Below are 13,765 nucleotides of genomic sequence, written 5' to 3' on the forward strand. Positions count from 1 at the left end.
AATAGGATTATATCAATGAGTGGTGCATTGAGATCAAATAAAAAACCGGAGTAGGCAAGTAACCGACTCCGGTGCAAAGCGTTTCTAGAGCTAAGCGAGATCTAGTGAGGAGATTTGTCGTTCATGATCTTGTATATGAAGAAACCGCCGTAAAATAACATCAGACCAATTGCCCCAAAAATTACTATCATTGACGATAGACCCACTGCATTACCAAATAGGAGATCAAGCCAAAAGTCCATATGTTTCCTCCAAGATGTTCCCGACAGGAATAAACTAAATGGCGGTGTCTTGTTGCACACTGATCTGGATCAATTATGTTGCTAAGGTTAATAAACTGTATTTTGTTGTGAGTTATCAGTCACATTTTACGTGCTAGTGTTCAGTTATTCATCAAACGAATTAAGACCTAAGGTTTTTTTGTAAAAAGCACTTGCGCCAAAGTTCAGAATCCGTAATATACGCATTCGTTGACGGGGACAATTCCTCAGTTAAACATCTCGGTGAATAGCGCAGCTTGGTAGCGCATCTGGTTTGGGACCAGAGGGTCGGGGGTTCGAATCCCTCTTCACCGACCACTTTTAGAAAGCCTGCTCAATGAGCAGGCTTTCGTCGTTTTTAGTGCTAGTAATTTTAGACTTCAATAGTATCGAACCAAATGGGGTTCGCTTGAAGTTAGAACATGGCTCTTCATCGACACATATTGAGAGGAAGGCTCTACAGAAATGTAGGGCCTTTTCATTTTTTAGAGCGAGTAAATTTATTACTTGATGTCACACGAGATAGTATTGATAGGAGTTTCAGAAGTAGTGAAACAGACATAAGCGGTCTTTGGGTGATTTGGCCCAATCTTGACGTAACCCGCTTTTAAATCGTCTTCATCAAACGTTACTGAGTGAGATTTGCTTGTATTTCCATCATAGTAAACCGCTTCAAAGCCTTGGTTCATCATATGTGCAACGCGATTTCGAGTGTGGGCTGTTGAAAACGTGATGTTCGCGCAACGCATCATTGGTTTTTCGGTAATAAGAAATTGACCACTCTCTTTATCTAAAACACCGCCTTTTACTTCCGGAGTTATATCAATAGCTTGAAAAGCTTCTACGTTGCATGGCGGTTTAGCATAAGACAGCGAAGAAGTGAGCATAATTCCAATCGTGTATAGGAATAAATATTTAAATTTCATATGAGTTGTTTTGTATCCACTTAGCTTAACGGCGTTTTATAAGAAAGTTTGAATGAATTTTAAATGGTTGTATTTAAATGGCATTTTTCAAACAATCACTAGATATCACAATTTGCTTGGCGCGTCTTACCCAGTGGTTTGATGTTAAATCCCCGATTTTTAAGCAGTTCAATCAGGTTATCTTTACCTACTAAATGCAAGCCACCAACAACAACGGTGTAACGACCCGATTGCTGAGGTAGAACACTGCCAGTGTCGAGTTTTTTAGCCCAATCTCGATTACGCTCGTATAAAAAGGCTTGGTTAAACTCTTCTGTTGTATGATCGGTCAAAGAGGCTTCGACCAACATGCTACCATCACCAGTCTTCCAACTCTCTATCAAGCATTGAACCAACTCTTCTCCGCCATCATATTCTTCAATTGACGAGAGGAGTATCTCTTTACCGCCTTCTGATTGACCTGCGATTAAATCGATTTGGAATTGCACGGACTCCAGTGGAATGACCGGAATTTGCTTTTTATCAGCGAGTCCTATTAAGTGCATGTCGACCCCTTTATCAGAGACATACCCCAGTTTGTTGACTAAAGCGAGTTGGATGGTGAATGCCGCCATCCAAGGTGGGGAATTTAGGAGTTGAGTTTCTGGCAAACCTAAATCTTGGGCAATTTCAATTAAGTGGCGACGTTGAGCTCTGTCTAAAACATCTTTAGAAAGAATGGTTGTTTGTGGGTAAACCAAGCCTTCAGAATTCCTGACGTCTGCTTCAATAATCAACCCTGCGCTTTGGCTTAAATGCTGGATGACCGTTCTAGGGAGTGGGTACATCGTTTTATCCCCCACATGTACCGAGCCAATAATCATAAGTTCGGTTTCCCCTTTTTTCGCTAACCAATGCTGTGGCTCTGCATAAGAGGAAAAAGGAGTCAAAGTAACAAGTAGGGATGATATGAGCGTCAAGAGACGAAACATAGAATGGTCCTCAGATAAGATACCTTTAAACTTTATACGCAAAATAGCGTGAGGTTAAGTGCAATTTCTCCAGTGGGGTATTCGACAAAATCGTCATTTCTAAAAATATTGACGAGTTTTGACGACGAATAAATGAGAGTCACTTCACGAAAGGTAAATAGGTAATTCGCTTACTAATGGTTCACAAAATAATTAGGCGTGATCCAAATCTTACAAAATCAGTCGTAACTCATGAATATAAGTGACCTAGATCGCAGCAAACTCGTCAAAACAAGTTGTTCGATTTTGACGTGTATTGTAACTCCATGAAAATTAGGTTTTTATTGTTTTTGCTGAGTGTCATTTTTTGAGCTGGATCACTTCCTATTTCTATTTATTTTACGCTTAGAAATAACAGGTTGTATGTTGAATGTAACGGTTAGGTACCTCGCATTTGAGGGGCCGAGATTTTTATCATTGTCGTTTTGAACCACTGACTTTTTTGGGGAAGTAAGATGTTTAAACCTAGTCTGATTGCTGTTTCTGTTATCACTACATTAGCAGGTTGCTCTGCGCTGCAAAGCTCTGAACAACAAGTTGTAAATTCGTTGGCTAATAATCTTGATATTCAATACCAAGTGTTGACTAACCACGGTGCAAACGAAGGTCTTGCTTGTCAGGACTTAGGGGCTGAGTGGGCGTCTTGTAACAAGGTAAACATGACGCTGGTTAACCAAGGTGAAGCGGTTGACTCAAGAGATTGGGCTATTTACTTCCATAGCATTCGTCTGATTCTGGATGTTGAAAACGAACAGTTTAAAATCTCTCGCGTAACGGGTGATCTACACAAACTAGAACCAACAGATAAGTTTGATGGTTTTGCTGCGGGTGAAGAGGTTGTGCTTCCTCTTGTTGCTGAATACTGGCAGCTATTTGAAACTGACTTCATGCCAGGCGCTTTCGTTGCTGCACCAAATGCAGAGCCTAAGATGATCGCTTCTCTTAACACAGAAGACGTTGCATCTTTCGTGACTGGCCTTGAGGGTAACAACCTAAAACGTACGCCAGATGACAACAACGTATTTGCGAGCGCTGTGTCTCGTTTCGAGAAGAACGAAGATCTAGCAAAACAAGACGTATCAACCACGTTACTACCAACGCCAATGTCTGTTGAAGCAGGTAAAGGTACGGTAGATATCGCGGCGGGTATTGCGCTGCCTAAAGACGCATTCGATGCGGCTCAATACGCAGCAATTCAAGGTCGTGCAGAAGTGGTAGGTGTGGATGTTCGTGGTGATCTTCCTGTAAGCATCACTGTTGTTCCTGCAGACTTCACCGGTGAATTGGCAAAATCTGGTGCTTACGAAATGAGCATCAAAGGCGACGGTATTGCGATTAAAGCGTTTGACCAAGCAGGTGCTTTCTACGCAGTACAATCTATCTTTGGCCTGGTAGATAGCCAAAATGCTGATTCTCTACCACAACTGTCTATTAAAGATGCGCCGCGTTTTGATTACCGTGGTGTGATGGTGGACGTGGCTCGTAACTTCCACTCTAAAGACGCGATTCTTGCAACGCTTGACCAAATGGCCGCGTACAAGATGAACAAACTACACCTTCACCTAACGGATGATGAAGGCTGGCGTTTAGAAATCCCGGGTCTGCCAGAGCTGACTGAAGTGGGTGCTAACCGTTGTTTCGATTTGGAAGAGAAAAGCTGTTTACTGCCTCAGCTTGGCTCAGGTGCAACGACAGACAACTTTGGTTCTGGCTTCTTCAGCAAAGCAGACTACGTGGACATCTTGAAGTACGCGAAAGCGCGTAACATCGAAGTGATTCCTGAAATCGATATGCCAGCACACGCTCGTGCAGCAGTGGTATCAATGGAAGCACGTTACGACCGTCTAATGGAAGAAGGTAAAGAAGCCGAAGCGAACGAGTACCGCCTGATGGATCCTCAAGATACATCGAACGTAACGACGGTTCAGTTCTACAACAAGCAAAGCTTCATCAACCCATGTATGGAATCTTCAACTCGCTTTGTTGATAAAGTGATTTCAGAAGTAGCAGCAATGCACCAAGAAGCGGGCACGCCGCTAACAACATGGCACTTTGGTGGTGACGAAGCGAAGAACATCAAGCTAGGCGCTGGTCTGCAAGACATCAACGCAGAAGACAAAGTAAGCTGGAAGGGTAACATTGATTTGTCTAAGCAAGACAAGCCATTCGCACAGTCACCACAATGTCAGACGCTAATTGCAGACGGTACGGTAAGCGATTTTGCTCATCTACCAAGCCACTTTGCAGAAGAAGTGTCGAAGATGGTGGCAGAGAAAGGCATTCCAAACTTCCAAGCTTGGCAAGATGGCCTTAAGCACAGTGAAGGTGAGAAAGCGTTCGCAACAGAAAACACACGTGTTAACTTCTGGGACGTTCTTTACTGGGGTGGCACATCATCAGTGTACGAATGGTCTAAGAAAGGTTACGACGTTATCGTTTCTAACCCAGACTACGTATACATGGACATGCCGTACGAAGTTGACCCGAAAGAGCGTGGTTACTACTGGGCGACGCGTGCAACAGATACTCGTAAGATGTTTGGTTTTGCACCAGAGAACATGCCTCAGAACGCAGAAACCTCTGTAGACCGCGATGGTAACGGCTTCACTGGTAAAGGTGAAATCGAAGCGAAACCTTTCTATGGTCTATCAGCACAGCTGTGGTCTGAGACAGTACGTAACGACGAGCAATACGAGTACATGGTATTCCCTCGCGTACTAGCAGCCGCTGAGCGTGCATGGCACCGTGCTGATTGGGAAAACGACTACAAAGTGGGTGTTGAATACTCGCAAAACTCTAACCTAGTAGACAAAGCTGCGCTAAACCAAGACTACAACCGCTTTGCGAACGTACTTGGCCAACGTGAACTGGCTAAGCTAGAAAAATCAGGTATCGACTACCGCCTGCCTGTACCAGGTGCGAAAGTAGAAGATGGCAAGCTAGCAATGAACGTTCAGTTCCCAGGGGTGAAGCTTCAATACTCTCTAGACGGCAAGAACTGGCTAACTTACGCAGATAATGCTCGTCCAAATGTGAAAGGTGAAGTGTTTATCCGTTCTGTGTCAGCAACCGGTGAGAAAGCAAGTCGAGTGACCAGCGTGAAATAACTCAATTCTTGTAAGTTAATTTTTTGGCAAAGCCTCAACCTCATGTTGGGGCTTTCTTTATTTTTTGAGGAAATTAAGCGTGATCGATGTCTAATTATTTTTCATTGATAAATAAGTTTTTGGTTGTAATGGTCAAGGTTATTGTGAACTGGATCGACTTAATCTGCTAAATATCAATAAATTATCTGTTTACGATCACACTTCTATTTTTTGAATAATTTTATAAAAATACGATAAGTGCCTGTATTTCCCATGTTTTTATCAGGGTTGTTGAGCTTCGGTTTGAACAAGATCACTTTTTAAAATGTTTTATTTTTCATCGCGAATTAATTGAAACAATATTGCGAACGCCAAGGAGGCACATTCCAAAGTTTGCGATAAAAGGGAAGAGATGCCCTCTAAAACTATCGCATAACGTGAATAAATAAAGGCAGTAATTATGAAAAACATTTTTGCACTGAGTGCTCTTTCTCTCGCTTTCGCTTCTAGCGCTTTTGCTGGTTCTTCTTACGTAACAGGTAATGTTCAATTCCACGATGATGGTCGAATTCATGGTTCGGACGTTACGTCTACACTGGAAGCTGGTCATACTTTTGATAACCAATTCGGCGGCTTTACGGTTTACACCGAATTTGATGGTATTCAGTTGGGTAAACTGGAAACAGAAAACGGTGGCGCAGGTAACACAACACCAGCAATCACTGTGGGTGGTGAGCAGTCATTTAATATTACCGATCATTTATGGGTTGCCGCGGGTTACCAACACCTGTTCTCTGCTGGCGAGAATGTACAGTACCGTCCATTGGTTAAGATCGGTTACAACTTCGATAACGGCATCTCCTTAAGTAACCGTACTCGTGCGCACATTGATGCGACAGACGCAGATGCGGATACAGATTACCGCATGGACAACCGCATCGGTTACGTGATGAATGAGGATGTGACGCTAAGCTACAACAACGTCTACATGATTGAAGCGGAAACCATGGACCACGAGCTTCGTGCAACGTGGACTCGTAAAGGTGTTCAACCTTACTTTGAGTTCCGTAGTCAAGCACACGGTGCAGAAAACGCGAGTGGTGACAGCCTAGTGAATAATGCTTTTGTATTTGGTGCCTCTTACGGCTTCTAATTTTATATTTGTCTTAACTGTCCATTAAGAAAAAGCCCAGCGGTTTATCTCGCTGGGCTTTGTTTTTATTGGTCGTTGCCTTCGTGGTGGCTATATTTGAACACTTGGCCTTTTTCGTTAAAGGCGTAAACGGTGTAGCTGTCTTTTTTGTCGCCATATTCCATACCAGGGGAGCCCATTGGCATGCCCGGTACTGATAGGCCTTTTGCGTTACGTGGTGGATTTTTCAAAAACGCTTTAATGTCTTCGGCTGGAATGTGACCTTCAAACAGATAGCCGTTGATCTCTGCCGTGTGGCAAGAGTAAAGCTGTTCATTCTTGATGCCTAGATCGCGTTTGATGGCGTTCATGTCATCGTGCAATTTTTCTTCGACCGTAAAGCCGTTCTCTTCCATGTGTTTTGTCCATTCTCCACAACAGCCACAGTATGGTGATTTATGGTTAATGACATCGGCTGCCAATACGTTGGCGGACACGGTCGCAAGCATTGCAAAGGTCAATAGTTTCAACTTCATAATACCCTCAAAAAGAAGTGGTTATTTTACTGAAAACAGTCGTAGTCGATTTGCATTACTAACGACAGTAATTGAAGACAGTGCCATTGCCGCTCCTGCGACAACAGGACTGAGCAAAAATCCAAACTCTGGGTAAAGCACACCAGCGGCAACTGGAATACCCAACGAGTTGTAAACAAAGGCACCAAATAGGTTTTGCTTCATGTTCTTAAGTGTAGCGCGAGAGAGTTCAATCGCATGTACTACCGCCATTGGTGATGTGTTCAGGATGGTCATTTGCGAACTTTCAATGGCGACATCACTGCCGCTACCCATGGCAATACCTAGGTTGGATAACGCGAGAGCAGGGGCGTCGTTAATGCCATCCCCCACCATTGCCACGACATGTCCTTGAGATTGAAGTTGCTCAATGTGCTGAGCTTTCTCATCTGGCATTACTTGGGCAATCACTTCATCAATACCAAGTTCTTGGCCGATAGCATTGGCAACGTGTTGGTTATCGCCCGTCAGCATTACCGTTTTGATGCCTTGCGATTTTAATGCAGAGAGCGCTTGCTTCGCATCTGATTTGATCGGGTCGGCAATGGCGATCAGACCGATCAGTTCGCCGTTCAATGCCACAGCTACCGGAGTCCACGCATTTTTTGCGCATTCATCGATGGCGGGTTTTAGTGCGCTGGTCTCGACGTTCTCTGCTTGCATAAATTGAAGCGAACCAATGAGCAGCGGTTTATCTTGATACGTCGCCCAAATGCCGCGCCCGCGAACGTTCTCAAACTTGTCTAATGAGACACCCTTTGCGTCGTGTCGTTTGGCGTAATCACATACCGCTTTTGCCAGTGGGTGCTCAGACTGACGCTCTGCCGCATACGCTAAAGCCAATAGATCTTCTTGGCTGGTGGCGTGAGTAAACACTTGCTGAACGCTAGGTTTACCTTGGGTAAGCGTGCCAGTTTTGTCGAATACAACCGTGTCGACTTTGCTTGCCAATTGAAGGGCGTCGGCGTCTTTGATCAGAATGCCGAGCTCTGCGGCTTTACCCACTCCCACCGTGACAGAAAGTGGGGTTGCTAAGCCTAGAGCGCAAGGGCAGGCGATGATCAGGACGGTTGTGGTGACCACCAGCATATAACTCGCTTTTGGCTCTGGGCCAACGGCAAACCAAACGAGCGCGGCCAGTATTGCTATGCCAACAACGACAGGGACAAACACCGATGAAATCTGGTCTGCCAGTTTCGCGATGGCTGGCTTACTGCTTTGCGCTGTGCGCACCATGCGGATGATACGAGCCAGCATGGTATTTGCGCCAATGCCCGTTGCCTCAATGACTAATCCACCATCGGTATTTAATGTCCCAGCAGACACTTGAGCCTCTTGCGCTTTTAACACTGGTACTGGTTCACCAGTGAGCATCGACTCATCAATGTATGATTCACCTTGAATCACAACACCATCAACAGGCACTTTCTCGCCTGGTTTGATACGCAGTTTCATGCCTAGCGTGATTTGCTCAACCGTTATTTGTTGATCGCCTTGTTCCGTGATTACCGTAGCTTGCTGAGGTTGCAGGTTAATCAGAGCTTGCAATGAGCGTGTTGTGTTTGCTTTGGCTTTTGCTTCTATATAGTGCCCAAGAGAAATTAAGCCGATGATCATTGCACTCGCTTCAAAGTACACGTGGCGTGAAGCAAGAGGGAACCAGTCTGGGAAAATCACCACAAGCATCGAATAGAACCACGCTGCGCCAGTACCGAGCGCGACTAACGTGTCCATGGTGGCGCGCTTGTGAGTAGCTGCTAACCAAGCGTTACTGAAGAAGTGTTTCCCTGCTGTGGCAAGAAGGAGTAAACATACGATACCGATCGCGCCCCAAGCTAATTGGTCGTTGGTGTTGCGAATCATCATATTGCCGCCAGCAACGCCCCAAATCATTAAAGGGGCACCGACGACAAGGCCAGCAATAGCATCCAGTTTAAAGCGTTTTTGTTGCTGACGTTGTTGCTGTGCTTGCTTTTCTTGCTGGGTTGCGGCGTCTTGTAGGATCTCTGCTTGGTAACCGGCTTGTTTTACCGATTCAACAATTGCGTTAAGGAGGTCATCAGAGTCTTGGCTTGCGAATACTAGTGCGCTTTGTTCTGCAAGGTTGACTTGTGCCTTCTCAACGCCTTCTACGTTAGTAAGTGCTTTCTCTACTGAAGATACGCAACTCGCACACGTCATGCCTTGAATCAGCATTTGCAATTGAATACTCGCTGGTGGCACCTGCGTATCTTTAATATTGCTTTGCTTTTCTACCTGTTCAGTCTCTGGTGAGCTTTCGTTCTCTACTTCAACAGAATCAAGGTTGGCGGTATAGCCGAGTGTTGCTATTAAGTCGATCACTTGTTGCTCGGAGAGGAGGGTACGAATCTCTAAGTGCGTTGTTGAAGCCTCAAAAGAAATAACGTCTTGATTAGATTCTAATAAAGATGAAAGTTTTTTGACGCAACCGCCACAGCTTAAGCCTGAAAGGTTTAGCTCGTAGTGATTTCCTGCTTGGTAACCAAGAGATTCAATCGACGAGACGAGCTCTTTAAGAGAAGACTCGGTTTTGACCTCTACTTGCGTCGGGGACAAATTGAGGATCTCCACATCGTGATTCGCATGTAAAGCATTCTCAACTTTTCTCGCACAGCCCATGCAGTTGAGCCCTGATAAAGGTATAACTAACTGATACATAATCTGCACCTCAATAGTAGTGATGCTATGAGCTTAAACCTTCCTGTAAGGGTAAGGTCAATACCCATTTGCTACTCACAACAATTTCGTCAAAATCTCTCGAATCCCACAAGTGCACGGTCATTTTACTTGCGAGTGATCTCAAGGTTTTTTCTCTTTGAATATAAAGTTCCGTTAAAACACCTAAAAGATGAATGAAGTCGCTCACGTTTTTTAGATGCTCTCAATGTCAGTTCAGTGTCAAAACGTACTTTTAACGTTTTTTATTTTTTATATTTGATGTTAAACAATTGTTTTTTATTGATTTATTTTATTTTTGATTTTCTCATTTTGAAGTCGCTCAGATTGCTGTAGAGAAAGTTTTTTAGTGCGAAAAAAGTTTGTCATATTTGCCCCGTCCAAACACTGTTTCAAGTTCCTGCCATGTCCTAGTTAGTGAATTTGAAAATGGAAAAAACTAAAAATATAGGGGTTTATAATGTCTTACCTAAAGAAAAGCCTACTTGCCACGGCAATTACCGGCATGATGTTCAGTGGTGCTGCATTTGCTGATGGTGCAAACAGTGACGCAGCAAAAGAGTTTCTAACCAAGGATTCATTTTCTTATGAAGTTTACGGGATCATCGCGATGCAGGCCGCGTACCGCGATTACGATTCTGGCAGCAAAGCAACGGACGATGATTTGGGTGGCATGCAGCTAAACAACGAATCTCGTATTGGTTTCCGTGGTAAAAAACAATTTGCTAACTTCGACCCTACTTTTATTTGGCAAATCGAAGGCGGTTATGTAGACCCTAGCTTTGGTGGCGAGGGCGCAGGTCTTGGTGAACGTGACACATTCGTCGGTTTTGAAAGTGCATCTTGGGGGCAAATTCGCCTGGGTCGCGTTTTGACACCTATGTACGAATTGGTTGACTGGCCAGCATCTAACCCTGGCCTGGGCGATGTATACGACTGGGGTGGTGCTATTGGTGGCGCCAAGTACCAAGACCGTCAATCAAACACTATCCGCTGGGACTCTCCAATGTTTGCTGACAAATTCTCCCTAGATATCGCAGCTGGTGCAGGTGATAAAGCAGGTCTAGGTGAAGGGGATGACTACTGGGGTGGTATCGCAGCACACTACAAAATTGGTCCTATCCAGTTAGATGCGGCATATGAAGGTAACCGTAATATCAAGATGGAAAGCCAAACGTGGGAAAACAACACGTACTTGGTAGGGGCACAAGGCTGGTTTGATAACGGGATCTCTTTCTTTGCGCAATACAAATACATGGAAGCGGACGCAAGCAATGGTGTGAGTGAAAAGCAAGATGCAATGTCTGCCGCTATCATGTACACCACGGGTGATTGGCAATACAAACTGGCTTATGCCGCTAACTTTGATCTAGAGCGTGATGGTAAGAAAATTAACGATACAGCGGACGATGTGTTATCAGCACAAGTTATGTATTTCGTAGACCCATCGGCAGTGCTGTACGTACGTGCTCGTACTCTAGACTTTGGCGACGGTGCGTCTCAATTAGATAAACCAACAGAAGCACGTTGGAAGTCTGCTGACTACGACGAGTTCTCTGTAGGTGTTGAATACTACTTCTAACTAAAGAAGCAGCTAAAAGGGCGGAAACGCCCTTTTTATCTTGATACTTATTCAAATAAGCCTTTGAAATGACTGGCCTGTAAGTTTTAGAGGCTTATCTAAATTGGTATAAAGTGAGAAACCATGATGAAAAAAACAACGACACTTCTCGGACTTTGCGCAATGCTTTCGGCGCCAGCTTTTGCTGCTCAACTCACTCTGCAATCTGAATTAGTCCCTCGCGTTCTCAACGGCGAGTTCGTCTACCCTGAGTGGATATCCAAGAATAACAGCATCGAGTTAAAAGATGGGGAAAACCAATTGGCGGTAACGGTTGGACAAATTGTATTTGAAGATGGAAAGCGCCGTAAATTCGATTCGCAGCCACTAGTATTAGAGTTTGATGCAGAAAAAGACACCGAGCTTTCTATGACTTATCAAACATTCCGTACTATTGAAGAGGCGAGAGCCTTCGAACTCGATCCTAAAGTGGTATTGAAAGACAAAAAAGGAAAAGAAGTGGCATTCTCTATGGTTCAACTTCGTAAAGGTGGTTTGCAAGGTTTTCGTGATTACGAACGAGAAGTTGCCGACTATAATAACGCAATGAATAAAGAATCGACTAAGGCAAGCATTGCGTCTTCTCCAGCGGAAACCAAAACAATCAAAGCATCGTTTAATGAATTGAGCCGTGAAGAGCAGCAAGAATTTATGCAATGGGCAATGCGTAACCTGAAGTAATTTCGTCTCGTGCTTTAACAGTAAATAGCAGGGCTGTGCCTTTTTGGTTCTGCCCTGTTTTTATTTCTGTTGTCAAACCGATTGTAGAATTGACTTACGGTGGTAAAATGTCGCCACTTTTATCCTTGACATTACAACGAGAGATCTCTCGTTGCTCATTACCCCTAAGGAACTCAAATGACGGTTAAAACTCGTTTTGCTCCTAGCCCAACTGGCTATCTACACGTTGGTGGTGCGCGTACTGCACTTTACTCTTGGCTATACGCTAAAAACCAAGGTGGTGAATTCGTTCTACGTATCGAAGATACAGACCTTGAGCGTAACTCTCAGGAAGCGGTTGATGCAATTCTTGAAGGCATGGAATGGCTAGGCTTGGAGTGGGATGAAGGTCCTTACTACCAAACTCAACGTTTTGACCGTTACAACGAAATGGTTGATAAGCTTCTTGCTGAAGACAAAGCTTACAAATGTTACGCGTCTAAAGAGCTGCTAGATGAAATCCGTGCAGAGCAAGAAGCAAATAAAGAAATGCCTCGCTACGATGCTAACCATCCAAAAATCAAAGCAGCAAACGAAGCGGCAAAAGATGGCGATCCATGTGTTATCCGTTTCCGTAACCCGAAAGAAGGCAGCGTAGTATTTGATGATCAAATCCGTGGTCGCATTGAAATCCGCAACGATCAAATGGATGACCTAATCATTCGTCGTACTGACGGTTCACCTACTTACAACTTCTGTGTAGTAGTGGATGACTGGGACATGGGTATCACTCACGTTGTTCGTGGCGAAGACCACATCAACAACACGCCTCGTCAAATCAACATCTACGAAGCACTAGGTGCGCCAGTACCAACATTTGCACACTGTGCAATGATCCTGGGTGATGACGGCGCGAAACTGTCTAAACGTCACGGCGCTGTATCAGTCATGCAATACCGCGATATGGGTTACCTGCCTGCGGCACTAAACAACTACCTAGTGCGCCTTGGTTGGTCTCATGGTGACCAAGAAATCTTCTCTCAAGAAGAGATGATCAATCTATTTAGCCTAAACGCAGTATCTAAGTCAGCGTCTGCTTTTAACACTGACAAACTGCAATGGTTGAACAACCACTACATCAAGAACTCAGATCCTGCGTACGTTGCTGAGCATCTACAATGGCATCTAGATCAACAAAAACTAGACGTAACGAATGGTCCTGCTATCACTGACGTGATCAAGCTAGTGGGTGAGCGTTGCAACACACTAGTTGAGCTAGCTGAGCAAATCCGTTACTTCTATGAAGATTTCTCTGAGTTTGAAGCGGGCGCAGCGAAGAAACACCTACGTGGCGTGGCTAAAGAGCCTCTAGAACTTGCATTAGCGAAAGTGGAAGCACTAACTGAGTGGACGACAGCGAACATCAAAGATGGCGTTATCGCAGCAGTATGTGAAGAGTTGGAAATCGGCATGGGCAAAATCGGTATGCCATTACGTGTTGCTGTAACAGGCGGCGGTCAGTCTCCTTCTGTCGATGCAGTAATGGAGCTGGTTGGAAAAGAGCGTTGTATTGCTCGCATTAAGATGGCGCTTGAGTTCATTGCTGAGCGTGAAGCAAACGCATAATTGCTTTGAACTGAACGTTCTTTTGAATAAATAGTCACAAAGCCGCGGTGAGCAACCGCGGCTTTTTTGTATCTTCAATTTAGATAACGAGAAACTTTCTCTCATATTGGTGAATGAAGAGATGGTTTCACCTGTAATTTACCTCAATATGGATAAGATTTTTTAATCCAAA

The 13,765-nt window shown here is 44.4% G+C and carries 10 protein-coding genes and 1 tRNA gene; 6 read left to right on the forward strand and 5 right to left on the reverse strand.

Features of this window, described 5'->3' with window-relative positions; translation table 11 throughout:
- Positions 1-101: 101 nt before the first annotated feature.
- On the reverse strand, positions 102-242 hold the full coding sequence (locus tag R7R78_RS09850; protein WP_005382236.1) for a DUF3149 domain-containing protein: 141 nt from the start codon (positions 240-242) through the stop codon (positions 102-104).
- 259 nt (positions 243-501) lie between these two features.
- Here R7R78_RS09850 and R7R78_RS09855 point away from each other — a divergent pair.
- Positions 502-578, forward strand: a tRNA-Pro gene (locus tag R7R78_RS09855).
- 185 nt (positions 579-763) lie between these two features.
- On the opposite strand, the gene R7R78_RS09860 is transcribed toward R7R78_RS09855, so the two are convergent.
- Entirely contained in the window at positions 764-1,147 is a 384-nt protein-coding gene (locus R7R78_RS09860; protein ID WP_005384085.1) for a hypothetical protein, read from the reverse strand.
- Between the two features lie 137 nt (positions 1,148-1,284).
- The gene (locus tag R7R78_RS09865; RefSeq protein ID WP_213912485.1) at positions 1,285-2,157 is read right to left on the reverse strand and encodes a TraB/GumN family protein; all 873 of its coding nucleotides are present in this window, start codon (positions 2,155-2,157) and stop codon (positions 1,285-1,287) included.
- Positions 2,158-2,651: 494 nt separating this feature from the next.
- Between R7R78_RS09865 and R7R78_RS09870 the strand changes: the two genes are divergently transcribed.
- Together R7R78_RS09870 and R7R78_RS09875 are read left to right on the forward strand one after the other, a co-directional pair.
- The gene (locus tag R7R78_RS09870) at positions 2,652-5,303 is read left to right on the forward strand and encodes a beta-N-acetylhexosaminidase (RefSeq protein WP_225473474.1); all 2,652 of its coding nucleotides are present in this window, start codon (positions 2,652-2,654) and stop codon (positions 5,301-5,303) included.
- 439 nt (positions 5,304-5,742) lie between these two features.
- A complete protein-coding gene (locus R7R78_RS09875; protein ID WP_005382004.1) occupies positions 5,743-6,435 on the forward strand; it encodes an oligogalacturonate-specific porin KdgM family protein in 693 nt (230 codons plus the stop codon).
- A gap of 65 nt (positions 6,436-6,500) precedes the next feature.
- Here the strand turns inward: R7R78_RS09875 and R7R78_RS09880 are convergent, their stop codons facing one another.
- Positions 6,501-6,950 carry a DUF411 domain-containing protein gene (locus R7R78_RS09880; protein WP_225473476.1) on the reverse strand — a complete coding sequence of 150 codons (450 nt, stop codon included), beginning with the start codon at positions 6,948-6,950 and terminating at the stop codon, positions 6,501-6,503.
- Positions 6,951-6,971: 21 nt separating this feature from the next.
- Positions 6,972-9,668: a heavy metal translocating P-type ATPase gene (locus R7R78_RS09885; protein ID WP_225473478.1), complete on the reverse strand. Its 2,697-nt coding sequence runs from the start codon at positions 9,666-9,668 to the stop codon at positions 6,972-6,974.
- A gap of 478 nt (positions 9,669-10,146) precedes the next feature.
- Between R7R78_RS09885 and chiP the strand changes: the two genes are divergently transcribed.
- The 3 genes from chiP to gltX all read left to right on the forward strand — a co-directional run bounded on the left by chiP (position 10,147) and on the right by gltX (position 13,593).
- Positions 10,147-11,268, forward strand: a complete 1,122-nt coding sequence (gene chiP / locus R7R78_RS09890) for a chitoporin (protein WP_005382007.1) — start codon at positions 10,147-10,149, stop codon at positions 11,266-11,268.
- A gap of 123 nt (positions 11,269-11,391) precedes the next feature.
- Positions 11,392-11,988: a DUF2057 domain-containing protein gene (locus R7R78_RS09895; RefSeq protein ID WP_195723113.1), complete on the forward strand. Its 597-nt coding sequence runs from the start codon at positions 11,392-11,394 to the stop codon at positions 11,986-11,988.
- Between the two features lie 177 nt (positions 11,989-12,165).
- The gene (gene gltX, locus R7R78_RS09900) at positions 12,166-13,593 is read left to right on the forward strand and encodes a glutamate--tRNA ligase (RefSeq protein ID WP_005384075.1); all 1,428 of its coding nucleotides are present in this window, start codon (positions 12,166-12,168) and stop codon (positions 13,591-13,593) included.
- The last annotated feature ends 172 nt before the right edge of the window (positions 13,594-13,765 follow it).

Source organism: Vibrio sp. 2134-1, from assembly GCF_033339495.1.